The sequence below is a fragment of the Vibrio sp. Vb2960 genome, from assembly GCF_033337665.1.
GTDB lineage: Bacteria > Pseudomonadota > Gammaproteobacteria > Enterobacterales > Vibrionaceae > Vibrio > Vibrio alginolyticus.
In genome coordinates this window covers 125,798-150,762 of sequence record NZ_JAWORD010000011.1, presented here as the reverse complement: position 1 = coordinate 150,762, position 24,965 = coordinate 125,798, and the positions used below count along the sequence as shown (strand labels likewise).

The 24,965-nt window shown below is 44.8% G+C and carries 22 protein-coding genes; 15 read left to right on the top strand and 7 right to left on the bottom strand.

What is annotated here, in order from left to right:
* Positions 1-162 precede the first annotated feature (162 nt).
* From hinT to R7O03_RS11675, 7 genes are all read left to right on the top strand, one after another.
* Positions 163-513, top strand: coding sequence for a purine nucleoside phosphoramidase (gene hinT / locus R7O03_RS11705; RefSeq protein WP_318131721.1), 351 nt, complete (start codon positions 163-165; stop codon positions 511-513).
* A 69-nt stretch (positions 514-582) separates the two neighbouring features.
* The gene (locus R7O03_RS11700; protein WP_318131720.1) at positions 583-1,980 is read left to right on the top strand and encodes a hypothetical protein; all 1,398 of its coding nucleotides are present in this window, start codon (positions 583-585) and stop codon (positions 1,978-1,980) included.
* The gene (locus R7O03_RS11695; protein ID WP_025766939.1) at positions 1,980-2,372 is read left to right on the top strand and encodes a YcfL family protein; all 393 of its coding nucleotides are present in this window, start codon (positions 1,980-1,982) and stop codon (positions 2,370-2,372) included. The genes R7O03_RS11700 and R7O03_RS11695 overlap by 1 nt, the downstream gene beginning before the upstream one ends.
* A gap of 66 nt (positions 2,373-2,438) precedes the next feature.
* Complete coding sequence (gene lpoB / locus R7O03_RS11690; protein WP_005378467.1) at positions 2,439-3,029, top strand: penicillin-binding protein activator LpoB; 591 nt, start codon at positions 2,439-2,441, stop codon at positions 3,027-3,029.
* 24 nt (positions 3,030-3,053) lie between these two features.
* A complete protein-coding gene (thiK, locus tag R7O03_RS11685; RefSeq protein ID WP_285386153.1) occupies positions 3,054-3,935 on the top strand; it encodes a thiamine kinase in 882 nt (293 codons plus the stop codon).
* A gap of 75 nt (positions 3,936-4,010) precedes the next feature.
* Positions 4,011-4,553, top strand: coding sequence for an alpha/beta hydrolase YcfP (gene ycfP, locus R7O03_RS11680; RefSeq protein ID WP_285386155.1), 543 nt, complete (start codon positions 4,011-4,013; stop codon positions 4,551-4,553).
* A gap of 533 nt (positions 4,554-5,086) precedes the next feature.
* A complete protein-coding gene (locus R7O03_RS11675) occupies positions 5,087-6,376 on the top strand; it encodes an NAD(P)/FAD-dependent oxidoreductase (RefSeq protein WP_005378463.1) in 1,290 nt (429 codons plus the stop codon).
* A 76-nt stretch (positions 6,377-6,452) separates the two neighbouring features.
* Here R7O03_RS11675 and R7O03_RS11670 read toward each other — a convergent pair whose 3' ends face one another.
* From R7O03_RS11670 to R7O03_RS11655, 4 genes are all read right to left on the bottom strand, one after another.
* On the bottom strand, positions 6,453-7,001 hold the full coding sequence (locus tag R7O03_RS11670) for a GNAT family N-acetyltransferase (RefSeq protein ID WP_258664181.1): 549 nt from the start codon (positions 6,999-7,001) through the stop codon (positions 6,453-6,455).
* 160 nt (positions 7,002-7,161) lie between these two features.
* Positions 7,162-7,929 carry a peptidoglycan binding protein CsiV gene (locus R7O03_RS11665; RefSeq protein ID WP_021707672.1) on the bottom strand — a complete coding sequence of 256 codons (768 nt, stop codon included), beginning with the start codon at positions 7,927-7,929 and terminating at the stop codon, positions 7,162-7,164.
* A gap of 7 nt (positions 7,930-7,936) precedes the next feature.
* Positions 7,937-11,398 carry a transcription-repair coupling factor gene (gene mfd, locus R7O03_RS11660; RefSeq protein ID WP_285386156.1) on the bottom strand — a complete coding sequence of 1,154 codons (3,462 nt, stop codon included), beginning with the start codon at positions 11,396-11,398 and terminating at the stop codon, positions 7,937-7,939.
* 5 nt (positions 11,399-11,403) lie between these two features.
* Positions 11,404-11,973 carry a hypothetical protein gene (locus R7O03_RS11655; RefSeq protein ID WP_005387829.1) on the bottom strand — a complete coding sequence of 190 codons (570 nt, stop codon included), beginning with the start codon at positions 11,971-11,973 and terminating at the stop codon, positions 11,404-11,406.
* Between the two features lie 249 nt (positions 11,974-12,222).
* Here R7O03_RS11655 and lolC point away from each other — a divergent pair, with 249 nt between their 5' ends.
* The 3 genes from lolC to lolE are packed head-to-tail and all read left to right on the top strand — an operon-like array spanning position 12,223 to position 15,378.
* A complete protein-coding gene (gene lolC, locus R7O03_RS11650; protein WP_318131719.1) occupies positions 12,223-13,431 on the top strand; it encodes a lipoprotein-releasing ABC transporter permease subunit LolC in 1,209 nt (402 codons plus the stop codon).
* The gene (gene lolD, locus R7O03_RS11645; protein WP_005378457.1) at positions 13,424-14,131 is read left to right on the top strand and encodes a lipoprotein-releasing ABC transporter ATP-binding protein LolD; all 708 of its coding nucleotides are present in this window, start codon (positions 13,424-13,426) and stop codon (positions 14,129-14,131) included. Before lolC ends, lolD begins: the two co-directional genes overlap by 8 nt.
* A gap of 2 nt (positions 14,132-14,133) precedes the next feature.
* Entirely contained in the window at positions 14,134-15,378 is a 1,245-nt protein-coding gene (gene lolE / locus R7O03_RS11640) for a lipoprotein-releasing ABC transporter permease subunit LolE (protein ID WP_025766930.1), read from the top strand.
* A 149-nt stretch (positions 15,379-15,527) separates the two neighbouring features.
* Here lolE and R7O03_RS11635 read toward each other — a convergent pair whose 3' ends face one another.
* Positions 15,528-16,037 (bottom strand): DUF2062 domain-containing protein, encoded by a 510-nt coding sequence (locus tag R7O03_RS11635; protein ID WP_005387834.1) that lies wholly within the window; start codon positions 16,035-16,037, stop codon positions 15,528-15,530.
* A gap of 8 nt (positions 16,038-16,045) precedes the next feature.
* Here R7O03_RS11635 and R7O03_RS11630 point away from each other — a divergent pair, with 8 nt between their 5' ends.
* Genes R7O03_RS11630 through kdsB form a run of 5 tightly spaced genes read left to right on the top strand, consistent with a single transcriptional unit; the run spans position 16,046 to position 22,009 of the window.
* Positions 16,046-18,301, top strand: coding sequence for a DNA internalization-related competence protein ComEC/Rec2 (locus R7O03_RS11630; protein WP_239945353.1), 2,256 nt, complete (start codon positions 16,046-16,048; stop codon positions 18,299-18,301).
* Between the two features lie 31 nt (positions 18,302-18,332).
* Positions 18,333-20,081, top strand: coding sequence for a lipid A ABC transporter ATP-binding protein/permease MsbA (gene msbA, locus R7O03_RS11625; protein WP_213866959.1), 1,749 nt, complete (start codon positions 18,333-18,335; stop codon positions 20,079-20,081).
* A 5-nt stretch (positions 20,082-20,086) separates the two neighbouring features.
* On the top strand, positions 20,087-21,094 hold the full coding sequence (lpxK, locus tag R7O03_RS11620) for a tetraacyldisaccharide 4'-kinase (protein WP_213876643.1): 1,008 nt from the start codon (positions 20,087-20,089) through the stop codon (positions 21,092-21,094).
* On the top strand, positions 21,075-21,254 hold the full coding sequence (locus R7O03_RS11615) for a Trm112 family protein (RefSeq protein ID WP_005378451.1): 180 nt from the start codon (positions 21,075-21,077) through the stop codon (positions 21,252-21,254). Before lpxK ends, R7O03_RS11615 begins: the two co-directional genes overlap by 20 nt.
* Positions 21,254-22,009 (top strand): 3-deoxy-manno-octulosonate cytidylyltransferase, encoded by a 756-nt coding sequence (gene kdsB / locus R7O03_RS11610; protein ID WP_064353742.1) that lies wholly within the window; start codon positions 21,254-21,256, stop codon positions 22,007-22,009. Before R7O03_RS11615 ends, kdsB begins: the two co-directional genes overlap by 1 nt.
* Positions 22,010-22,088: 79 nt before the next feature.
* Here kdsB and R7O03_RS11605 read toward each other — a convergent pair whose 3' ends face one another.
* Both R7O03_RS11605 and R7O03_RS11600 read right to left on the bottom strand, forming a co-directional pair.
* On the bottom strand, positions 22,089-23,648 hold the full coding sequence (locus tag R7O03_RS11605; RefSeq protein ID WP_005378449.1) for a SpoVR family protein: 1,560 nt from the start codon (positions 23,646-23,648) through the stop codon (positions 22,089-22,091).
* 11 nt (positions 23,649-23,659) lie between these two features.
* The gene (locus R7O03_RS11600; protein ID WP_005378448.1) at positions 23,660-24,931 is read right to left on the bottom strand and encodes a YeaH/YhbH family protein; all 1,272 of its coding nucleotides are present in this window, start codon (positions 24,929-24,931) and stop codon (positions 23,660-23,662) included.
* Positions 24,932-24,965 lie beyond the last annotated feature (34 nt).

Genomic DNA, 24,965 nt, shown 5'->3' with positions numbered 1-24,965 from the left:
GTATTCAGTTTGTGACGCGCATTTTATGACGCACACGACAAAAAAAGCTTCGTTAATTAGCATTTGATTAATAATGTTAAGTGAACACTGTTTTTATTGAGCTCCGCTTTTGGTTGGCGCATACTAACTGGGGTCTAATTACGTTTATAAAATGGAGTCCTCATGGCGGAAGAAACGATCTTTAGTAAAATTATTAGCAAGGAAATCCCTGCCGATATCCTTTATCAAGATGATTTGGTGACTGCGTTTCGCGACATTAACCCTCGCACACCAAGCCATATTCTCATTATTCCGAATAAACTGATCCCAACAACGAATGATGTAGAAGCTGAAGATGAAGCAATGATGGGGCGTTTGTTCACTGTTGCTAGAAAGTTAGCGAAAGAAGAAGGTATTGCTGAAGACGGCTATCGCCTGATCGTTAATTGTAATCCACATGGTGGCCAAGAGGTTTACCATATTCACATGCACCTACTAGGCGGCCGCCCTCTAGGTCCAATGGTATTGAGCTAAGCTTTTAAAAGTGGGTGGTGATTCACCCACTTCTTTTTCCTGTCGAATGACACATTTGTGGAGATAAATGTGAAACTAGGTGTAAAGCTGTTAGGGCTGATGAGCTGGGCTTTAATGGCCTCTGGCTGCGCGAATTTATCTGCGGGCAATCTGTTTAGTCATTACAGCAACCAGAATCAAGAAGTTTATCAAGCCGTTGTTGCAGGGGAATATGCCAAAGCAAAACAACTTCAATCAAGTGAAGTGGGTGGCGAGATACTTGGCAATTTTGAAAAAGGTCGTATCTCTTTTCTTGCTGAAGATTACCCGACAAGTTTGAATGCGCTAGAAAGCAGCGATCGTGCCGTACGTGTTCAACAAGATCGAGCGACGATATCTGTGTCAGACACGGCAACGAGCGTCGGCTCTCTCGCAGTGAACGACAATCTCCAAGACTATCATCCCGCCGATTACGAACTTGGCTTTTTGCACCTGTATCTAGGACTAAATTACTTACAGAAAAACGATTTAGAAGGAGCACTAGTTGAAGTGCGTCGAGCTAATCAAGTTCAGGAAGCGGCAAGAAAGGCGCGTGAAAAAGAGCTAAAAGCAGCAGAGAAAGACCTTAACAAGCAAGGCATGTCTGCCAATTTAGGCAGTGTGTTAGCGAACTACCCTGATGCTGGTAAAAAACTAAGCGCGGTACAAAATGGTTATCTGTTCTATCTTTCTGGCTTGTTATATGAAGCGTCGCGAGACTTAAACAGTGCTTATGTTGATTACCGACGAGCACTCGCTGTAATGCCAGACAACAAGCAAGTTGTGGAAAGCACCTTATACGCTGCTAAGAAGCTGGGCATGCGTGAAGACTTGCGCATGCTAGAGAAGCGGTATGGCAAAGCACCTTCTGGATTAACTCAGTCACAAGGGCGAGTCATCGTTATTGATGAGCAGGGTGTTGTTGAGGCGATGAAAGGGTGGCGTATTGATTTACCGATTTACGACAGTCGCGATAATGGCGCGATTTATTCGTTGGCGCTTCCTTATTATCAGAACCGAGGTACTCAACGTTTTAGCGATGTTGTTTTAAATGGTCAGGTATTATCTTCCAGTACGCTGGTTGATGTTAATGCGATGGCGCAAAACGATCTTAATGAACGTCTTACTACAATAGTGATCCGTCAAGCTCTTCGTGTTTGGGCAAAAGATCGAATCCGAAAAGAGGCGGCGAAAAAAGGCGATGATGTGGGCAACATACTTTTCAATGTATGGAACACATTGACCGAACAGCCAGATACGAGAAGTTGGCAAACATTGCCAGCGCAAGTGAAAACGGCTTCAAAAATCGTGAAACCGGGAACACAAAGTTTAAACTTGGGTGATCAAACCTATCAGTTTGAAGTGCCTGCACAGCAGACTACATTGGTATGGGTATCTCGTCAGGGAGCACACTCAACCGTGTGGCATAAACAGCTAGGGAGACTGTAATGAAAGCATGGCTTGCTTGTTTAGCAATGGCTATTGGTTTAGTTGGATGCGCCGAAAACACGGCTGGTATTCGAATTGATGGCCAAACGCAAAAAGTATTTTTTAATGATAACGTTTTAGGTAGTCGCTTATTAGTTGACAACATCACCACCACTTACGTTGATGATCGCCCACGAGGAGTCGTGCAGCTGAGTAGCAATTACAAAGGTGATCAGCACATTCTTTACCGATTTTATTGGTATGACAACAATGGTTTAGAAGTGAATACCAAACCTGGTCCGTGGCGAAAAATGATTGTGCGAGGATTTGAGCAAGTCACGTTATCTGAAGTTACTGTGAATCCAAATGGCACAAAATTCCGTGTGCAAATTAGAGAAGCACAAGACGATTAATCTTAACGGCTCTGCCGAAGCTGCCGCGCTAACGATGCGCTGGTATTGAAAAACTAAGGAACTCTCATGAAAAAAAGTATTATTGCTCTTTTAGGTCTTGCCGTCATTTTAGGTGGCTGTTCTAACAAAGTCTCTTACGGCGATGCGCAAGCAACAGAAACCACGACTATCGATTTTGGCTCAACAGATTTACAAAAAATCGCGGCAGAAATGGTGGATAGCATGATGATGTCGGGCTCTGTAGCAGCAATTACTCGTGACCAACGTCCTATCGTTTTTGTTGAGCGAATTAAGAACAAAACCAGTGAACATATTGACACTGAATCCATTACCGACACGATCTCAACTAAGATGTTGAACTCAGGTAAGTTCCGCTTTGTTGATATGGATCGTGTTGAGTCTGTGCGTGAACAACTTAACTTCCAAAACACGGATGAGCTTGTTAACCAAAGCACAGCGATCCAATTTGGTAAAATGGTTGGTGCTCAATACATGCTTTACGGCAACCTATCTAGCATTGTGAAAAATGCAGGTAGCGATAAAGATGTATACTACAAGATGACCATGCGCCTAATGGACCTAGAAACAGGTTTGATTGAGTGGGCGGATGAAACTGAAATTCGTAAAGCGCAATCTAAGAGCCTATTCGGTCTTTAATCGAACAGGGTGGAGAAGTCATCAATGGCATGGTTTTCTTGGCAACAAGCAAAACAGTTAGATCCGAGTCTTAACGCTCTCGATGGCTTCTTTACGGAGCCTCCGGTAAAAGTACAAACTGTTACCGGGGGGCTCACCAACCGTTGTTGGCGGTTGGAATCTTCTCAAGGCCTTGCATACATCTGGCGACCGACCAGTCATGTCTGCAAGGCTTTTTCAATTTCTCGTCACAGTGAATATCAAGTGCTGAATGCAGTCTCTTCATTGGAAATTGGCCCCAAGCCAGTTTTTATTCATGAGCAAGGGTTGCTGGTGGAATGGATAGAAGGAGAGGCTCTGACGGAGTCAGGCTTAGCACTAAGCAATTTATTATCCATTGCGGCGAAGATTCATCAATATCCGATAAGCGCAATTCCTTTGGTTCCATTTTCATATATTTCTCGCATCGATCATTATTGGCTTGAGCTTGATGGTCAGTATGTGGGTACGGAGTTTGAGGCTTTGTACATGAAGTGGCGTACGGAACCGAACGTTGCACCTGTTCCGCTTGCCCTATGTCACTTCGATCTGGGGTGTTACAACCTAGTGCGAGGGGAGAGTGGGGTGAAAGTCATTGATTGGGAGTATGCCGGGATTTCTGACCCTAGGCTAGATTTGACCTTAACTATTCAGGTCGCGAATGCGCCTGTGGAAGAAGCGGTAAAGCAGTATTGCCAAATTCGAGGTATCGAAGATGTGTCTCTTTGGCTGAGAGGTGTACACGCTTGGCAACCAAGAACCTTGGTGATGGCGATGCTCTGGTATCTACTTGCCTATAAATTGTGGGGAACTGAACAATACTTAAACAGTGCGTATGAGTTGAAAGGCTCATTGTGTATGGAAGATCACTGTTTTGAGAACTCGTAATATTTTCCCCTTTAACAGTAAGGAAATAGTGGTAGTTTTAATAAAAGTACCAGATACACACAGGGAGAGGTACACATGATTATTTACTTACACGGCTTTGACAGTACAAGCCCGGGTAACCACGAAAAAGTTCTTCAACTGCAATTTATCGACGACGACGTTCGTTTTATCAATTACAGCACCCTTCACCCAAAGCACGACATGCAACACTTGTTAAAAGAAGTGTCTAAAGTTATCGATCAATCTGATGACCCAAACCCGTTAATCTGTGGGGTTGGTTTAGGTGGTTACTGGTCTGAGCGAATTGGTTTTCTATGCGGTATCAAGCAAGTGATGTTCAACCCGAACTTGCACCCAGAAAAAACGATGGCTGGTCGAATCGATCGCCCAGAAGAGTATGAAGATATCGCAACAAAATGTGTTGATCAGTTCCGGGCGAAAAATCAAGCGCACTGCTTAGTGATTCTCTCTAAAGATGATGAAGTGCATGACAATTCGAAAACGGCAGCTGAGTTAGAAAAACACTATCAAATCATTTGGGATGAAACTCAGTCTCATAAGTTCAAAAAAATCTCTCATCATTTACAAGCGATAAATGCATTTAAAAATACTTACTAATGTTGAGTGTAGACAGTAAAGCGGCGTTTTTATCGGCTGCTTTGCTGCGATTCCTTCTCTTGAGTATGCCGAGCCACTGTCTCTTTGAAAGGCACATTTTCTTGGTTTAACGCTTTGAATATTGTGTTCTCCTTACCGTTTTCTTACTTCCCTCCTATGTAGCACGAACACCTTGTTGTAGAGTAGTCGAAAAGTAGTCAATCCGTACTCGTTACACGGATTTTGGTTGCCTTCAAAGTTGGTCTCTATATAATGAACCGGACTAAAATAATTTGATAAATATCAAAAAAAATTGAGAGCGAGTAATAAACTTGCCCAAAAAATTCTGGCGTCGTATGCGTACCAGATAAACATGCCAAACCCTGACAAGTCATTGATAGATAAAGCATCAAGGTGAGTGGCAGTTTTTTAATCCAAGTAATTGAGACACCTCTAAGAACCAAGAATTCATCGGTTGGATGGATGCCACAAATATTTGTGAGTCATGCATCGAGCTGAACCCCATATATTCATTTTTGTAGAGGAAAATCATTGTGACACGCATTATCGTTGTAGGCGGCGGTGCAGGTGGTCTTGAGTTGGCAACTAAGCTTGGTCGAACTCTAGGTCGCAAAAACCGTGCGCAAATTACGCTAGTCGATCGAAAAGCGAGCCACTTGTGGAAGCCATTATTGCATGAGGTTGCTACAGGTTCTTTGGACGAAGGAGTAGATGCACTGAGCTATCGAGCTCATGCAAAAAACCACAGCTTCGACTTCCAAATGGGTAGCCTTCAAGACATCGACCGTGAACGTAAAGTGATCATCTTAAGTGAGCTTAAAGACGAACACGGTGAACTTCTTATGCCAAGCCGTGAGCTAGAATACGACATTCTAGTGATGGCGATTGGCTCGACATCAAACGACTTCAACACGCCTGGCGTTCGTGAAAACTGTATTTTCCTAGACAGCCCTGAGCAAGCACACCGTTTCCGTACAGAAATGAACAACGAGTTCCTAAAGCTGCATGCGAAAAACGGTAACGGTACGGTCGATATTGCGATTGTTGGTGCTGGTGCAACTGGCGTTGAACTATCAGCTGAGTTACATAATGCTGTTAAAGAGCTGCGCACTTATGGCTTCGGTGATCTTGATTCTAGCAAGTTGAACGTCAATCTGATTGAAGCAGGTGAGCGTATTTTACCAGCGTTACCTCCACGTATTTCTTCTGCTGCTCATCAAGAGTTGGTGAAGTTGGGCGTAAACGTGCGCACCGCCACTATGGTGACTAAAGCTGAAAAAGATGGCCTTACTACAAAAGATGGTGAGAAGATCCCAGCTCAAATCATGGTTTGGGCTGCGGGTATCAAAGCTCCAGACTTTATTAAAGATATCGCTGGCTTAGAAACGAACCGTATCAATCAGCTTGTAGTGAAAAACACACTACAGACAACACGAGATGATGACATCTTTGTTATTGGTGACTTAGCACAATGCACCCAGTCTGACGGTTCGTTCGTGCCGCCACGCGCTCAAGCTGCACACCAAATGGCAAGCCAGGCATTTAGTAACATCGTCGCGAAGATCAACGGGCGCGAGTTGAAAGACTATGTATATAAAGATCACGGTTCATTAGTGTCTCTAAGTCGCTTCTCAACCGTTGGTAGTCTGATGGGGAACCTAACTAAAGGGTCGATGATGGTAGAAGGCCGTATTGCTCGTGTCGTTTACATCTCATTGTATCGCATGCACCTAATGGCGTTGCACGGTGTATTCAAAACCGGTCTGATGATGCTCGTTGGCCGCATTAATCGCGTGCTGCGTCCAAACCTTAAGCTGCACTAAGGTTTTAAATCCACTCTGTGTGGATGTGTTGTATCTTAAAAAATGCAGAAGCCACCGCAAGTCGGTGGCTTTTTGTTTATGTTAGGTCTGTCGGTAAAAGTGAGAACACAACGCCATCTTTAGGCTTACCCTGAAAAATAAACCGGTTTCTGGCGATGGCTTCTTTTTGTGCACCGACGGACTCAATTAAGGCTTGGCTAGCTTCGTTGTCGGGGTCACAAACAATCTCTAGTCGAGTTAAACTTAGCTTTGCGAAGCAGAATTCTGCTAAGGCTTTAACGGCTTCTTGGGCATAGCCTTGCCGTTGATAGCGGTCGGCAACCCAGTAACCAATACTCGCCATATTAAACGTATGATATAACTCATTAACCGCTGCCATTCCAACCAAAGTGTTACTTTGCCGCTCATAGATACCGAAACCAAAAGCCTCAGTTTTGACCCAGTTAAGACGGGTTGCCAACAGAAAGTCCTGCGCGGTTTTCAATGTGACGCTTTTATCACACCAGTCAAGCCATTGGTGCAGCGAAGGGGATTCTGCAAGTAATCGTTGTAGTGAATGTGCTTCTTCAGCAGGGATGAGCTTGAGCGCTAAGCGGGGCGCAATGATTTCAAAGTCTGGACTCATGAACTAATACGACTTCCATGTTGAGTGTAAGTAAATTGAAAGCTGTCTATTTATACTTGAACGCAGCTATTTTCCTTGCTCTGCGTTGGTTAGGAATAACTGAGGTACAGCAGATAAAAACAAAGCGCAGCTTTGCTGCGCTTTGTCGAACCGCTCGTGCTTATCGAACCCGACGAACTTGAATGATCATACCCATCAACGGGTTATCTAGGTAATGAGTCTCGCTGCTACGCATACGACGTTTTTGATCCATTCGATAACTCTTCAGGAATTTCTCTTCGGTTACTGTCGGCGATATTTCTGCCAAGTTACCGACTTGGACGTTACCATCTACTTCACCTAAGTCATCCGCCAATTGCTCAGTTGAGGTTGGTTCAAAACGCACCTCTCTAACACTTGGTTCGCGCAGATCTAGTGTTGTTTCGGCGAAGAGGTAATGCTGTACGTATATTTGGAATCGACCATCTAGTTCATATAAAGGACCATTGACCGTCTCTTCACTGTAACCGTCGCTGGAAAATGTTTGATTGCCATTGATTGGGCGGCCATCTGCTTGATAAGAATCAGAGAAATCTCGCCCGCCAACGATGCGGAAAATTGGGGCGCTAGATTTACCTCGGTCACCTTGACGCCAGGCTACGTGTTTCAGCACTTTAAAGCCGGCATGATTATTTAGTGCCGCTTCTTGTGCGTTGAGACGGAAAGAAGAACTTGGCAAAAGTGTCACGCCTTTAGAGCGGCGGTAGGATTCACTCTCTAGGCTACCGACATTTTCCATATCGATTTTTGGCAGTTGATTCGGCCAAGATTCTGTTGTGCTTTCAGCGTCGACTGCTCGCTTGAAAATGATCACTTCAATATCAAATTGGCGCTGTGCCCAAGAGGGCATTGAGACACATAGAAGCAATAACGGGATCAGTATTCTCATTCGACTATTAGCTCGTTGGTAATAAATTCTGTTTAAAATCATTCAGTAAGTCTTGAACAAACTGAATGCGTTTACGTCGGTCCACCAATGGTACGCTAAACTTGAACTTAGTTGGACCTTCCATTGCAAATTTTTGCGGCTGTGATTGCAGCAGTTTAACTAAATACGCTGGATTTATGTCAGCATCAGGGTAAAACTCGATAAATCCACCTTTATCATGGGCTTCTATCTTTTTCGCTTTTAAACTACCAGCCGAAATTTTCAATTCTGAGACGGCAAGTAAGTTCTTTGTTGCGTCTGGAAGCAAACCAAAGCGATCAATCAGTTCCACTTTTAGCTCTGATAGCTCATCACTGCTTGTGACACTCGCAATGCGTTTGTACATCGACAGTCGTGTGTTTACATCCGGAATGTAATCATCTGGTAAGAGCGCTGGGATTCGCATTTCCACTTCAGTTTGCTCACGAAGCAGCTCATCCAAAGATGGCTCCTTGCCTTCTTTTAATGCTTGCACTGCTTGTTCCAGCATTTCCATATAAAGTGTAAAACCAACGGATTGAATTTGCCCACTTTGCTCATCACCAAGCAGCTCACCAGCACCACGGATTTCTAAATCGTGGGTTGCTAACGTAAAGCCAGCACCTAAGTCTTCCAGTGAAGCAATCGCATCAAGACGCTTGATGGCATCTTTGGTCATGGTTTTTGGATGTGGCGTTAATAAGTAAGCATAGGCTTGATGGTGCGAACGTCCAACACGGCCACGCAATTGATGCAACTGCGCCAAGCCAAGATTGTCCGCACGATCCATGATTATGGTATTCGCCGTTGGTACGTCGATACCGGTTTCGATGATGGTTGTACACACCAACACATTAAAGCGCTGATGGTAGAAGTCATTCATGATTCGCTCAAGTTCGCGCTCGCGCATTTGACCATGAGCCACGGTAATGCGTGCCTCTGGGATGAGTTTCTGTAAGTCTTCTGCCGTTTTTTCAATGGTTTCAACCTGATTGTGCAGGAAGTAAACCTGACCACCACGCATAATTTCACGCAGTACCGCTTCACGGACCACTGGCTCTTCTTTTTGTCGAACAAAGGTTTTAATGGCTAAACGGCGTGCAGGAGGTGTCGCGATGATCGACAGGTCTCGCATGCCACTCATTGCCATATTCAGTGTGCGTGGAATTGGTGTTGCGGTGAGGGTAAGAATGTCCACATCCGCACGCATTGCTTTGACTTTTTCTTTTTGACGAACCCCGAAGCGGTGTTCCTCATCAACGATCAACAAACCTAAATCTTTGAATTTAATGTCGCTCGAAAGCAGCTTATGCGTACCAACGACAATGTCTACTTTACCATCGGCAACGTCTTGCAGAATGACTTTTTGTTCTTTGGCAGATTTAAAACGAGACAGTACTTCAACTCGGATTGGTAAGTTGGCAAAACGGTCACGGAAGTTTTCGAAATGCTGCTGAGCAAGCAAGGTTGTTGGTACGAGTACAGCGACCTGTTTACTGTTATCCGTTGCGACAAATGCTGCGCGCATAGCGACTTCCGTTTTACCAAAGCCCACGTCACCACATACTAAGCGATCCATTGCTTTTGCCTGGCACATGTCTGACAATACGGCATTGATGGCCATCGCTTGGTCATCTGTTTCTTCAAACGGGAATGTTGCTTTAAATGTTGCGTATTGCCCACGATCTAGCTCAAATTTGAAGCCCGGTTTTAATTCTCGTTTTGCATACACATCCAGCAATTCTGCCGCGACGTCACGCACTTTTTCTGCCGCTTTACGACGTGCTTTTGCCCACGCTTCACCACCTAATTTATGCAGTGGCGCACTCTCTTCAGCGCCGCCAGAATAACGGCTGATAAGATTCAGTGATGAAACTGGCACGTAGAGCTTGGCATCGTTTTGATACTCAAGGGTGACGTATTCCGTTTTCATACCACCGGCTTCAAGTGTTTGTAAACCGATGTAGCGGCCAATACCGTGATCAATATGAACCACAGGTTGGCCGGGTTTTAGTTCGGCAAGGTGGCGAATAACGGTGTCACTGTTGACGGCTTTTTTATCTTTGCGGCGTCGCTGGATAACACGGTCACCGAGTAGATCACTTTCACAGATCAGAGCGAAGTTCAGCTCTTCGTGAATGAAACCATGCTCTGCTGCGCCTAAGACCAAGCTGAATCGATCACCCGAGTCTAGAGCTTGGTAAAGTGAGCCATGTACAACTGGACGAACTTTGATGCCTTGCAACAGCTCCGTTAGTGCTTCACGACGACCTTCTGACTCTACCGAGAAAACGATTTTGCCGCTGAATTGCTCACTAAACTGACGAAGGCGCGAGAGCGGCTCTTTATTTTGTTGTTGAACGCCAAGCTCGGCTAACGATTGTACTGGTAGGTTTTGACGACCGGCACGCTTAACCACTTTATCTAGGCTCAATTGAGCGATAGGGAGCTGTTTTAGTTGACTGAAAAGTTCGTCTTTTTTCAACCAAAGCTGTTCAGGAGTCAAAAGAGGACGCAGCGGATCAACTTTTTTCTGGTCGTATCGATATTCGACATCGGTTAAGAAAGTATCGACCGCAGATTCGATATCACCATATGTGATGACTTGAGAGTCTTCTGGCAAATATTCAAATAAAGTCTCGGTATGGTCAAAAAACAGCGGCTGCCAATACTCAATACCAGCGGGCCACGTGCCTTTGGTCACTTGCATGTAGATTGATTCAGGCTCGCGGCGTGCGTCGAACTGGGTGCGCCAACGTGTACGGAAATCTTCAATCGCTTCTTTAGTGGTTGGGAACTCATGTGCAGGCAGCAATTGGATTTGCTGAATATCGTCGATAGAGCGTTGGTTCTCTGGATCAAACGTGCGAATGGTATCTATTTCATCATCAAAGAAGTCGATGCGGTACGGGTCATTGCTGCCCATAGGAAAGAGATCCAGAATAGACCCACGACTTGCATATTCACCTGGCCCAAATACTTGATCTACATGGCGGTAGCCTGAATTTTCAAGTTGTACACGTAACTTCTCTAGCGAGATTCGATCACCAGTTTTCACCATTAAAGTGTGTTGCAACAGAAAATTACGTGGCGATTGGCGTTGCAATACTGTACTGACCGGGACGATGGTTATGCCATCACGTTGACTTGGTAGTTGGTATAGGCGTGCGATACGTTCAGAGATGATTTCTTGATGCGGAGAAAAGTTATCGTAAGGCAGCGTTTCCCAGTCGGGGAACAGGCTTACCGTTTGGTCGGTGAATTGCTCAATCTCTGCCTGAAGCTTTAAAGCAATTTGCGGGTCAGGCACAACGAGTAGAGAGTGACTCGAATGCTGCTTGGCTAGCTCTGCAATGGCTAGAGGTAGAGCTGCGCCCGGCAAATTACCTAGCTGTTTTTTGTCGCCACGCTCTGAAGGGTTGGTGACGGAAAGAATCGTTGCTTTTGTCATAGGAATTATTTTTTATCTCGCTCCATCGAGCGCTGACGTAAAAGTTTTTGTTGTTGATACAGTGCCGCCTTTATCAGTAAATCTTGATCAGATTCTCGGAGCATCTTGTATCTAAGCGTGATAATGAAATCTTGCTCTGAAGCATCACATTCTTCTACTTGAGCGTAACAGTAAATCGCCGCAGCAGGGTGATCGAGGAACAGTTTAACACGAACGAGTTGTTGAGTAGTTAACGCTGTACCTGAGCGGAAACTGAGTTGACTAGCACCAAACTGCGTCGTTTGATAGCGAATGGAGGCGTCATCTTGTTGTGAAAGCATAAAGCTCAACAAGAGGTTAAGTTTCGCGTTTTGCGTATCAAGCAAGTTGATCACATGCTTTAACTCTTTGTTTTTCAGCTCTAGACGCGCGTTGTCTGCCAACATATCTAAGTGACTAAATTCACTGGCGACAATAAATGGTGCTGGAATTTCGGAGACAAATGTTTCTTCATCTGGCAAAGCAAAGTCCGCACTCAACGTTTCGACGTTGATGGTGAGGTTATGATGGACGGTAAAGTATTCTTGCTCTGTCATATAGTCGATCCTTTTGCCAGTGAGCGCTCCCTGTTCACTCAACAAACAAAGAGAAATAGGGCACTGATTATCGCTAACTGAATGAAGTTATCAAGTTTAGCCGATTTGTCCTTGAACTTTTTGCCTTAAATACAGACTTATTGCATGTCGTTGACAAATTTAGCGATTCTCTTGTCTTCTTAATGAGAAGAGTAAGGTAAGATAATCCGCTAAAGCTTTATATCAAAACAACCAGTTGGTTTGTCTTATATGTATCATCCTATCTCATTGTTTATTGGCTTAAGGTATCTTCGGGGACGCTCTGGAGATAGGTTCAGCCGATTTGTTTCTTATATGTCGACGGCGGGTATTACGATCGGTGTAATGGCGTTGGTGACGGTTCTTTCTGTGATGAACGGGTTTGAATCGCAGTTAAAAGAACGCATTTTAGGTGTGCTACCTCATGCCGTTGTTTCGCAACACGATGGAAAAACGCCTATGACCGAGTCTGCTCCTCCATTTGTTCAAGCGATGTCGAGTGAATCCCAGCCGGAGCCTATCGTTAGAGGAGAGGCTGTTATTCAGAGTTCTGCACAGCTGACGGCTGGTTACCTCATCGGTATTGAACCTAAGAAAGGCGATCCGATTAGCAACCATTTGATTGCCGGACGATTATCGTCACTTCAAGCAGGTGACTACAATGTATTTTTGGGTCACAGTTTGGCGCGTTCACTAAAGGTCTCAATCGGGGATAAAGTACGCTTGATGGTGACCAACGCGACGCAGTTTACCCCACTTGGTCGTATTCCTAGCCAGCGAAACTTCACTGTCTCAGGCATTTTCAATACGGGATCGGACGTTGATGGTCAATTAATGATTGTGAACATGACGGATGCATCTAAGCTGATGCGTTTCCCTAAAGACACGGTTTCTGGTTGGCGTGTCTTTTTCTCTGACCCATTTATGGTGACGGATTTTGCTGAACAACCCATGCCTGATGGATGGGAATGGAGTGATTGGCGCGAACAGCGTGGTGAGCTTTTCCAAGCGGTGAAAATGGAAAAGAACATGATGGGACTTATGCTAGGTCTAATTGTGGGTGTCGCTGCATTCAATATTATCTCCGCTTTAATCATGGTGGTAATGGAGAAGCAATCAGAAGTCGCAATATTGAAAACTCAAGGCATGACTCAATCTCAAGTGATGACCATTTTCATGGTGCAAGGTGCAAGCAGTGGTGTAATTGGCGCGATTGTTGGTGGCGCTGCGGGCGTGATCTTGTCACTTAATCTAAATGCGATTCTTGAATCTGCTGGTGTGGCGCTATTCAGCTTTGGTGGTCATCTACCCATCTTGATTGATTCAATGCAAATTCTTTTAGTGGTGGTGTTGGCGATTGCTCTTAGCCTTGCTGCTACGCTTTATCCTTCTTATCGAGCATCTTCTGTTAAACCTGCTGAGGCACTTCGCTATGAATAAGCTATTAGAATGTCGTGATATTCGTAAAGTCTACCGAGAGGGTTCGTTAGATACGGAAGTGTTGAAAGGCGTAAGTTTCGATATCGACAAAGGGGAGTTGGTTTCTATTGTTGGCTCTTCTGGTTCGGGAAAAAGTACCTTATTGCATATTTTAGGTGCGTTAGATGACGCAACTCATGGTGAAGTTGATTTTCTAGGGCAAAACTTATCAGCTTTGAGCTCGAACAAACAGGCGGCATTACGCAACAAGCACCTTGGTTTTGTATACCAGTTTCATCACTTATTGGCTGACTTTACTGCGCTTGAAAATGTGGCGATGCCACTGATGATTGGCGGTGCTAAAGTAGCGGATGCAAAACAGGCGGCTAAAGCGCTGTTAGATAAAGTTGGTTTGAGTCATCGGATGCAACATAGACCCTCCGAGTTATCGGGCGGTGAGCGTCAGCGTGTTGCGATTGCGCGTGCGTTGGTGAATAAACCTGATCTGGTCTTGGCTGATGAACCTACGGGGAACTTAGATCACAATACGGCACTGTCTATCTATGATTTGATGCGCGAGCTCAATAAAGAGTCAAACATTGCATTTTTGGTTGTCACGCATGACAAAGAGCTGGCAGCAAAAATGGATCGTCAAATGCACATGCAAGATGGTTTGCTCGTAGATCGTTTTGTGACTGATACAGCATCTGCGGAGGGCTAGTTTTGTTTACCTCTTTAGCTTTGATGATTGGTGGTCGCTTCAGTCGAGCGAAAAAGCGCAACAAGATGGTGTCTTTCATATCGCTTTCTTCGACTATTGGTATTGCGGTTGGCGTTGCTGTGATCATTATCGGTTTGTCTGCAATGAATGGCTTTGAGCGCGAGCTGCAATCGCGTGTGTTGTCTGTGATCCCACACGGCGAGTTAGAAGGTGTTAATGGACCACTTCATGACTACACCAAAACGATGAATCAAGCTCTAAAACATGAACATGTTGTCGCGGCAGCACCGTACGTTCGTTTTACGGGTTTGGCAGAAAAAGGCAGTAAGCTAAAAGCGATAGAAGTTCGTGGCGTAGAGCCTACTTTCGAGCAAGCGGTGTCGAGCTTATCGAATTTTATTGACCAAGAAGCTTGGCAAAACTTTTATGCCGGTCAGCAGCAAGTGATCTTAGGCCGAGGTGTAGCAAACGAGCTAAATGTCGCCGTGGGGGATTACGTTACGTTGATGATTCCGCAAACAGGCGGCGCAAATAAAGTGCAGGCTCCTAAGCGAGTGCGCGTGAAGGTGTCAGGGTTCTTAACATTGAATGGCCAAATCGACCACTCTCTAGCGTTAGTACCATTAGCGGATGCTCAGCAATACGCGAGATTAGGGGAAGGGGTCACTGGCATTTCACTAAAAACTGACGATGTTCTCAATGCGCCTTCTATTGTTCGCGAGGTTGGTAGCATGGTTGATGTTTATGTGTATTTGAAAAGCTGGCAGCAAAAGTTTGGTTTTTTGTATCGCGATATTCAGCTCGTGCGCACCATTATGTACTTGGTGATGGTACTGGTGATTGGCGTGGCATGTTTTAATATTGTGTCTACGTTGATGATGGCAGTGAAAGACCGAGCGGCGGAAATCGCAATTTTGCGAACAATGGGAGCAAAAGATAGCCTAATCAAACGGATCTTTGTTTGGCAAGGTGTATTCTCTGGTGTATTTGGCAGTCTCGTCGGCAGTGTTATCGGTGTCTTAGTGGCGTTAAATCTGACTCCGTTAATTAAAGGGTTAGAGAGCTTAATTGGTCATCAGTTTTTATCGGGCGATATTTACTTCGTCGACTTCTTACCATCACAACTACACTGGCCAGATGTGGCATTGGTGTCAGTGACGGCGATAGTGCTTAGTTTACTTGCGACGTGGTATCCTGCTTCTCGTGCCGCAAGGTTGAATCCGGCGGCTGTACTGAGTTCTAAATAGCTGATTGTTTTACAATATGCGAAAAACAAAAAAGGACCGAATTCGGTCCTTTTTTGTATTTATCCGACTTGAGTAACATCGCGTTTCATTCTAACTGTTAGATGCCCCTCAACTGATAGCTCAAATGCTGATTTTTACGCAGTAAGGTCTTATCTTATTTTGCGTTTTTGCCAGCTCCGTACCACTGAGTAGCGCCAAAGCCCTCGAATTCCGAAGTAGCCAATAATCGCGGATACAACCCCACAAATTGCGCAGCCCAATAGAAATGGAGGTCCAATGGTGCTCATTTGCTGCATGATGAATTCCCACGATAGTTCAAAGTGAAAAGGTTGCGGGGGAAGACGCATCACTAGAGCACCTAGCTTGTACGCAAAGTAAAATAGCACAGGCATAGTGATAGGATTGCTGATCCATACCAAAGCGACGGAGAGGGGCAGATTGACACCCAACATAATGGCCAAACCAGCGGCCATGATCATTTGGCTCGGCAGTGGAACAAAAGCCATAAATAACCCGACAGCAAAAGCCCCTGATGCCGAGCGGCGGTTTAAGCACCACAAGTTCGGGTTGTACAACACATTGCCGAAGACCTTCAATGCTTTTTGGCGTTTGATCAATTCATGATCTGGCATGAAGCGTTTTATCAGCTTTCTAGGCATAGGACAGCATGACTCTCTCAGAAAAAAGTTGGACCTTGGCGTTATTTGTAGCGAGCGTAATCTCGTCAGCTTGGTGGCCGACAATACCAGATTGGCGTTGGTTGCTGCTGGGAATAATAACCACTGGCTCAATAATCAAATTACGTCGTGGCTTAATTAGCATAGGCGCAATTGCGGGCTTTATGGTTGTCATCGTCCACGGCAATGTATTGGAGTCTCAGAGACAAGCCCTTTTTCAAGCAGGGGAGAATATTACCATAATTGGTAAAGTTGACAGCCCTTTTACGCAAATAAGTCACGGTTATGAAGGTATTGTCGCTATAGAAGCGGTAAATTCTCAAACTCTGTTACCTTTTCTTAAACCTAAAATCCGTCTTATTACGCCTTTTCCACTCGATGTTAACAGTGAGTTTACGACATCCATCTCGTTAAAGCCGATTACAGGTCTACGCAACGAAGCTGGCTTTGATGCTGAAAAGCACGCGATGGGTAAAAATATTATCGCCCGAGCGGTTGTTAACAAAGATGCTAAGTGGATTGTTCGTTCTAATGTATCTCTGCGTCAATCCATTATTGCCGATGTCGCTGATGATGTGTCTTCCCTTCATCATTTCTCGTTAATAAGTGCGTTAGTTTTTGCTGACCGTTCTTGGTTGTCTAAGGAAGATTGGCAAGCGCTCAGGGACAGTGGTTTACTGCATTTGGTCTCCATTTCTGGTTTACATATTGGTATGGCGTTTACTTTTGGGCTAGTCGTGGGCGGTACCGTTCGTTATCTATTACCCCAATACCAGTTGTTACCTAGCTTATATGGGCTGATCTTCGCTGTTGCCTACGCTTGGTTAGCGGATTTCTCTCTGCCTACTACGCGAGCAGTGTCGGTATGCGTTGTTTACGTTCTCCTGAAGTATACTCTGGTGCACTGGACTTCTTGGCGAGTTCTTTTGCTTGCAGTATCTCTACAACTGCTTGTCCAACCTTTTGCATCCTACAGTATGAGCTTTTGGTTATCATACCTCTCCGTTTGTGCGGTATTGTTCGCAATTAATTTGATTCGACATCAAAGGGGAGGTTGGAAAACGAAATTAAAAGCGGTATTGCTTACTCAATTGATGTTGAGCGCTTTAATCGTACCTGTTAGTGGCCATTTCTTTTCCGGTTTTAGTTTGTCCTCAATAGCCTACAACTTGGTATTTATTCCTTGGTTTGGATTTATCGTTGTACCTTTGATGTTCCTAGCCCTGTTCTCATCTTTGTTTCTTGAAATGATAGCGAAGCCTCTGTGGCATTTGGTGGACTGGTCATTACAGCCACTGAGCACGTCAATACAGTACGCAATAGGTTCTTGGCAACCTATTAGCATGGAAATGACAATGCTGGTTATGGCGATAGTGGTTTGCTTAATATTTCAACGGTTCATGTCTCAGTACGCGTGGTATTTGTTACTCGGCATCGTTATTAGTATCAAGCTTGCATCGGAGTATGAACCACATTGGCGTATCGATGTATTAGATGTAGGTCATGGCCTTGCAGTGGTTGTAGAAAAAGACGACAAGGTGTTGCTGTATGACACTGGTAAAGCATGGCAAAGCGGCAGTATCGCAGAGCAGGTCGTCACTCCGGTTTTGCATCAACGAGGTTATGAAAGCATAGATACACTGATTCTAAGCCATTCCGATAATGATCACGCAGGCGGCCGCTTTTTCATTGAAGATGCCTTTTCTCCACAGCGTAAACTTAGTAGTCAATTCTTTATCGAATATGAGCCTTGCACTAGAGGCGACCAATGGAAATGGCAAGGATTAAACATGGAAGTGCTCTGGCCTCCTGAACTTGTTCAACGTGCGTATAATCCGCACTCCTGTGTATTACGACTTACTGACCCTATTTCTAACTTTAGTATGCTTTTTACTGGTGATATTGAGGCCATTAGCGAGTGGATTTTGCTTAGAGAACCCGGAAAGTTACAAAGCGATGTGATGCTAGTCCCTCACCACGGGAGTAAAAGTTCATCGAATCCTCGATTTATTGAGGCGGTGAGCCCGAGTGTGGCAGTTGCTTCTTTAGCAAAAAACAATCGATGGGGAATGCCAGCGGAAAATGTCGTTGCTTCATACCGAAAGCTTGGCGTTACTTGGCTTGATACTGGTGAGGGTGGTCAGGTAAGCTTCTTTATTCACCGTGATAATTGGCGCTCAGAAACCAAACGTAGCGATACATTTGAGCCTTGGTATAGGCAGATGCTGCGTAAGGGAGTAGAATGAGAGTCTTAATGTAAGAAAATAAAGCACTTCTATGTCGATAAATACTGATGAAACGACTTGGCAGACGTTTAAGCGTCTATGGCAATTTATTCGCCTTTATAAGTCAGGTCTTGTCGTTGCAGTCATTGCATTAGTTATTAATGCCATATCAGATACCTATATGATTTCCCTGCTAAAACCACTACTCGATGAAGGTTTTGGGAACGCTGAATCTGATTTTTTACGCACGCTTCCATTGATTATTTTTGCCATGATGTTCATCCGTGGCATAAGTGGATTTGTCTCCACCTACTGTTTGAGCTGGGTATCTGGCAACGTAGTTATGCAAGTCCGTCGCATGGTGTTCAATCACTTTATGCATATGCCAGTGTCTTACTTTGATAAGGAAAAGACGGGCAATTTATTGTCGCGTATAACCTACGACTCAGAGCAAGTGTCAGCGGCAACTAGCCAAGCGTTGGTGAGTATTGTGCGTGAAGGCGCAAGTATCATTGGTCTGTTAGTCTTGATGTTTTACAACAGCTGGCAATTGTCGCTAGTGCTGTTTGCTGTTGCTCCTGTTGTGGCATGGGGTATTGGTGTTGTTTCTAAACGTTTTAGAAAAATATCCAAAAATATGCAGACCATGATGGGTAACGTAACTGCATCAGCAGAGCAGATGCTGAAAGGCCATAAAGTTGTGTTGAGCTATGGCGGCCAAGACATCGAACGTAAACGATTTGAAAAAGTCAGCAACCAAATGCGTCAACAAAGCATGAAGTTGGTGACGGCTCAAGCGGCGGCTAACCCTATCATACAAATGATTGCATCACTTGCAATTGTTGCCGTTCTTTATTTAGCAAGTATTGATTCGATTAAAGAGCAACTGACTCCAGGTACATTTACTGTTGTCTTCTCTGCAATGTTTGGTCTGATGCGCCCACTTAAAGCGCTGACTAACGTTACTTCTCAGTTCCAACGTGGTATGGCTGCGAGCCAAACGCTCTTCGCGTTAATTGACCTCGAGCCTGAGAAAAACGAAGGTAAGTTGACAGTTAAACGCGCAAATGGCGATGTTTCAGTTAAAAACGTAAGCTTTACTTACACTGGTGCAGAAAAACCAGCATTGGAAAATGTCAGCTTCGATATTCCAAGAGGAAAAACGGTGGCGCTAGTTGGCCGTTCTGGCTCAGGTAAAAGTACCATCGCGAACTTGTTCAACCGCTTCTATGATGTTGACAGTGGATCTATCACATTAGATGGGCATGATATTCGTGATTACGAGCTAAAGAATTTACGTCAGCAATTTGCACTAGTATCGCAAAATGTTCATTTGTTTAATGACACGATAGCAAACAATATTGCGTACGCAACGGATGGCCAATACGAGCGCAGTGATATCGAGAAAGCGGCAACACTCGCGCATGCGATGGAGTTCATCGGCAAAATGGATGATGGACTTGATACCATGATTGGTGAAAATGGTGCTAGCTTGTCTGGTGGTCAACGCCAACGTGTTGCGATTGCGCGAGCTCTATTGCGTGATGCTCCAGTGCTGATTCTTGATGAGGCAACTTCAGCTTTGGATACCGAATCCGAGCGAGCTATTCAAGCTGCACTTGATGAGCTGCAAAAAGACAAAACGGTACTTGTAATAGCGCACCGCTTATCCACAATCGAGAAAGCTGATGAAATTCTTGTGGTTGATGATGGTGCCATCATTGAACGTGGCAACCACGCTGAGCTTATTGAGAAAAATGGTGCGTATGCACAATTGCACCGTATTCAGTTTGGTGAATAAGCGCGGTGATTGAAAAAATCTGGTTTGAAAACCATCCAATAAAATACCTCTTGTGGCCGCTTTTGTGGCCACTGAGTTTATTATTTGGAGCGATAAGCAAGTCAAAGCGAAAGCAATACCAAACTGGCCGCAAGCAAGCTTATAATGCGCCTATACCTGTTGTTGTGGTTGGCAATGTCACAGCTGGTGGCAATGGTAAAACACCAGTTGTTGTGTGGCTTGTTGAGCAACTACAGCAAATGGGCTTTAAGCCGGGGGTTGTTTCTCGTGGTTATGGGGCAAAGGCTCCTGCCTATCCGTTAGTGCTAAAAGAAGATACGCCAGCGAAGCATTGTGGCGATGAACCTAAGTTGATTCATCGCCGTACAGGAGCACCTGTTGCGGTAGATCCTGTGCGTTCAAATGCTGTGAAAGCACTGCTAGATTTGGATGTGGATATCATAATTACGGATGATGGATTACAACATTATGCGTTAGGCCGTGATATTGAGTTAGTGATTGTGGATGGGAATCGCCGGTTTGGGAATGAAAGCCTGATTCCATTAGGTCCTTTACGTGAAGGTATTGAGCGACTTAAAGAAGTCGACTTTATCATCACCAATGGCGGTCAAGCGCATACGGGCGAAATCGCAATGGCTTTAGCACCCTCTAAAGCTATTAATCTTAAGACTAAGCAACATGTGGATGTCTCGGAGTTGAAAGATCTCGTCGCATTTGCGGGCATTGGGCATCCTCCGCGTTTTTTTCATACACTAAACTCGATGAACGCAGATGTTAAAGTCACAAAAGGTTTTGCTGACCATCAAGACTTTGATCAACAAGAATTAGAAGCATTGGCTCAACAAGGGACCAATGTGATTATGACCGAGAAAGATGCCGTCAAGTGCAGCCATTATGCGCAAGATAATTGGTGGTATCTGCCTGTATCTGCCCAGTTTGAATCAAACGATGCAGAGCAAATTTTAAATAGAATAAAAGAGGTTAAAGCGGCTTATGGATCACCGTCTACTTGAGATTGTAGCTTGCCCTGTTTGCAAAGGTAAGCTGACGTACGATAAAGATAATCAAGAGTTGATCTGCAAATTGGATCGCCTTGCTTACCCGATCAAAGAGGGTATTCCAGTTCTGCTAGAGCCTGAAGCTCGCACTATGAGCATGGATGAGGGACGCTAATGTCTTTTACGGTTGTCATCCCTTCGCGCTACGCATCGAGCCGTTTGCCTGGTAAACCGCTAGCGGATATTGGTGGTAAGCCTATGGTTCAGTGGGTTTATGAACAAGCGCTACAAGCGGGTGCGGAAGATGTCATCGTTGCAACTGATGACGAGCGTGTTGCGAAAGCGGTTTCGTCATTTGGTGGTAAAGTTTGTATGACCTCTCCCCACCACGAATCAGGTACGGAGCGTCTTGCCGAAGTTGTTGAAAAGATGGCTATTCCGTCAGACCACATTATTGTTAATGTGCAAGGGGATGAGCCTTTGATTCCGCCGTCCATCATTCGTCAGGTTGCTGATAACTTATCTGGGTGTGAAGCCCCGATGGCGACGTTAGCTGTAGAAATAGACTCGGAAGAGGAAGTGTTCAACCCGAACGCTGTTAAAGTTGTCGCAGATGAGCAAGGCTATGCGATGTACTTTAGTCGAGCAACCATCCCTTGGGATCGCGATAACTTTGCTAAACAAGACAAAACCATTGCCAACCCATTAATGCGTCATATTGGTATTTATGCTTATCGAGCTGGTTTCATTAATACGTATGTCAACTGGGCACCAAGTGCATTAGAGCAGATTGAGTGTCTTGAGCAACTGCGAGTGCTTTGGTACGGTGAAAAAATTCATGTGGCGGTAGCGAAAGAAGCACCAGCAGCAGGCGTTGATACGCCCGAAGATCTAGAAGCCGTGCGCGCGATTGTTGAGAAGCAAGCGTAACAAATGCTCATATAGATTTAAGAATAAGCAAGGCTCCTGAATTAGGAGCCTTTTTGTTTTACTTGTATCGCGGTATTAGTTAAATGTTAGTGTCGTATTGGTTCCGTTTAGGGCAGGTCGCTAAGACCTCTCGGTGACCGGTGTCTTTCACTTCTTGGAGAATGACATCAAAGCCCCATAATCGATACACGTGCTTTAGAACTTCTTCGTAACTATCATCAAGTGGGATGCGGTTGTGAGGAACGTACTGCAACGTAAGCGAGCGATCACCACGGACATCGACATTAAACACCTGAATGTTTGGCTCAAGATTAGATAAGTTATACTGAGCGGCTAGGGTTTCTCTAATGCGTTTATAACCCATCTCATCGTGTATCGCAGCGACTTCAATAAAGTTCTTATGATCATCATCGTTGATCGCAAACAACTTGAAATCACGCATTAATTTCGGAGAAAGGTATTGGCTAATAAAGCTTTCATCTTTGAAATTATGCATCGCGAAATGCACTGCATCTAACCAGTCGGTTCCTGCTAGGTCTGGAAACCACTCTTTGTCCTCATCAGTTGGTTCTTCACAGATACGCTTAATATCTCGGAACATGGCAAAGCCTAACGCGTAGGGGTTAATGCCATTAAAGTAAGGACTGTTATAAGGCGGCTGAGCCACGACACTGGTGTGGCTATGTAAGAACTCTAGAATGAATTTTTCAGACACCAAGCCCTCATCATAAAGATGGTTGAGTATGGTGTAGTGCCAGAACGTTGCCCAGCCCTCATTCATAACTTGCGTTTGTTTTTGCGGATAAAAATACTGACTGATCTTACGGACGATCCGAACAACTTCACGTTGCCACGGCTCTAGCAACGGCGCATGTTTTTCGAAGAAGTAGAGCAAGTTTTCCTGAGGCTCGCTTGGGAATCGCTCTTTAATGTCTTCCTCTTTCGTCTTGGCTGTCGGTACCGTGCGCCAAAGCTCATTAACTTGAGATTGTAGGTATGCTTCGCGTTCTTCTTGTCTTGCTTTTTCCTCTGTAATTGAGATTTTCTCTGGACGCTTGTAGCGGTCTACACCAAAGTTCATTAACGCGTGACAAGAGTCGAGCAGCTTTTCCACTTCTTTTACGCCATATCGTTCTTCACATTCGGCTAAGTACTTTTTGGCGAACAGCAGATAGTCGATAATAGAACTGGCGTCAGTCCACGTTTGGAATAGGTAATTACCTTTGAAAAAAGAGTTATGGCCGTAACACGCGTGTGCTATCACGAGCGCTTGCATTGTTACCGTATTTTCTTCCATCAAATAAGCAATACAAGGGTCGGAGTTAATCACAATCTCGTAGGCTAGCCCCATTTGACCATGTTTATAGTTCTGCTCTGTTTGAATGAATTTTTTACCAAATGACCAGTGGTTGTAATTGATTGGCATGCCGATGCTTGAATAGGCATCCATCATCTGTTCTGAAGTAATCACTTCTATTTGGTTAGGGTAAGTGTCTAGGCGATAATGCTCCGCGACACGCTTAATTTCTTTGTGGTATCGCTCTAACAGCTCAAATGTCCAATCTGGTCCATCTGGCAACACTTTACTGTTACGCTTCTTAGGCGCCTCTCCTGAGAGGTTTCTCGTTGCGGTATTCATCGCTAGCCTCCTTACGCCGTTTCTTTTTGGAATAGTTCACGAAAGACTGGGAAAATATCCTCCACAGAGCGAATGTTTTTCATTGCGAAATTAGGAAACTCTTCAGTGAGTTTTTCGTACTCATGCCATAGAGTTTGGTGCGAGCGCCGCGTGATCTCTATGTAAGAGTAGTACTGACAGTTTGGAAGTAATTTGTTCACTAACAGATCCCGGCATCTTGGCGAATCATCTGCCCAGTTGTCACCGTCGGATGCTTGAGCTGCATATATGTTCCACTGACCAATCGGGTATCGCTCTTTTACTATTTCATCCATTAACTTGAGCGCGCTAGATACAATGGTACCCCCGGTTTCTTGTGAATAGAAAAATTCGTGCTCGTCCACTTCCTTCGCTTGGGTATGGTGGCGGATAAAGACGACTTCGACATTCTCGTAGGTACGAGTTAAGAACAAGTACAAAAGAACATAGAAGCGTTTTGCGATGTCTTTCGTTGCCTGGTCCATCGAACCGGATACGTCCATTAGACAGAACATGACCGCTTGGCTCGATGGTACAGGGCGTTTCTCATAGTTCTTGAAGCGTAAGTCGAAGGTATCGATGAACGGCACGCTTTCGATTTTCTTGCGCAGTTCTTCAATTTCAGCCTTCAAGCGGTTCTCTTCAAACTGCTGAGCAGGTTCAATATTTTTGATGCGAGCAAGCTCGTCTTCTAACTCTTTAAGAAGTCGTTTCTTACCAGCAGTCATTGCAGTACGGCGCGCAAGAGATTGTTGCAGAGAACGTACTACGGCGATATTGGAAGGGATACCGGCAGTTTGAAAGCCTGCACGGTGTGTTTTCCATTCAGTGATTTTGGCAATTTGGTTTTTTTCTAGATTAGGCAGCTCGAGATCTTCGAACAAAATATCGAGGTACTCATCTTTTGATATTTGGAATACAAATTCGTCTTGGCCTTCTCCATCTGGACTGGCGTTCCCTTCTCCTGAGCCGCTACCTTGACCGCCACCTTTGGGACGCTCAATTTTATCACCAGTAATGAATTGGTCGTTACCGGGATGAACTCGTTCGCGAACACCACCTTTGCCTTGATGAAATATAGGCTCATTGATGTCTTTGTGAGGGATAGAGACGTCTTCGCCCGTTTCCGTATTCGTAATCGAGCGTCGATTCACTGCGTCTGCTACCGACTCTTTTATTTGCTCTTTGTGGCGCTTCAAGAAGCGCTGTCGATTAACAGCGCTCTTGTTCTTGCCATTGAGCCTTCGGTCTATAAATTGCGCCATGAAATAGCCCTCTTCATGTTTCACAAGCGACCTA

Coding starts and splice junctions, on each gene's coding strand:
- hinT (WP_318131721.1), top strand. CDS start 163: ATGGCGGAAGAAACGATCTTTAGTAAAATTATTAGCAAGGAAATCCCT.
- R7O03_RS11695 (WP_025766939.1), top strand. CDS start 1,980: ATGAAAGCATGGCTTGCTTGTTTAGCAATGGCTATTGGTTTAGTTGGA.
- lpoB (WP_005378467.1), top strand. CDS start 2,439: ATGAAAAAAAGTATTATTGCTCTTTTAGGTCTTGCCGTCATTTTAGGT.
- thiK (WP_285386153.1), top strand. CDS start 3,054: ATGGCATGGTTTTCTTGGCAACAAGCAAAACAGTTAGATCCGAGTCTT.
- ycfP (WP_285386155.1), top strand. CDS start 4,011: ATGATTATTTACTTACACGGCTTTGACAGTACAAGCCCGGGTAACCAC.
- R7O03_RS11670 (WP_258664181.1), bottom strand. CDS start 7,001: ATGAGTCCAGACTTTGAAATCATTGCGCCCCGCTTAGCGCTCAAGCTC.
- R7O03_RS11665 (WP_021707672.1), bottom strand. CDS start 7,929: ATGAGAATACTGATCCCGTTATTGCTTCTATGTGTCTCAATGCCCTCT.
- mfd (WP_285386156.1), bottom strand. CDS start 11,398: ATGACAAAAGCAACGATTCTTTCCGTCACCAACCCTTCAGAGCGTGGC.
- R7O03_RS11655 (WP_005387829.1), bottom strand. CDS start 11,973: ATGACAGAGCAAGAATACTTTACCGTCCATCATAACCTCACCATCAAC.
- lolC (WP_318131719.1), top strand. CDS start 12,223: ATGTATCATCCTATCTCATTGTTTATTGGCTTAAGGTATCTTCGGGGA.
- lolD (WP_005378457.1), top strand. CDS start 13,424: ATGAATAAGCTATTAGAATGTCGTGATATTCGTAAAGTCTACCGAGAG.
- R7O03_RS11635 (WP_005387834.1), bottom strand. CDS start 16,037: ATGCCTAGAAAGCTGATAAAACGCTTCATGCCAGATCATGAATTGATC.
- R7O03_RS11630 (WP_239945353.1), top strand. CDS start 16,046: ATGACTCTCTCAGAAAAAAGTTGGACCTTGGCGTTATTTGTAGCGAGC.
- msbA (WP_213866959.1), top strand. CDS start 18,333: ATGTCGATAAATACTGATGAAACGACTTGGCAGACGTTTAAGCGTCTA.
- R7O03_RS11615 (WP_005378451.1), top strand. CDS start 21,075: ATGGATCACCGTCTACTTGAGATTGTAGCTTGCCCTGTTTGCAAAGGT.
- kdsB (WP_064353742.1), top strand. CDS start 21,254: ATGTCTTTTACGGTTGTCATCCCTTCGCGCTACGCATCGAGCCGTTTG.
- R7O03_RS11605 (WP_005378449.1), bottom strand. CDS start 23,648: ATGAATACCGCAACGAGAAACCTCTCAGGAGAGGCGCCTAAGAAGCGT.
- R7O03_RS11600 (WP_005378448.1), bottom strand. CDS start 24,931: ATGGCGCAATTTATAGACCGAAGGCTCAATGGCAAGAACAAGAGCGCT.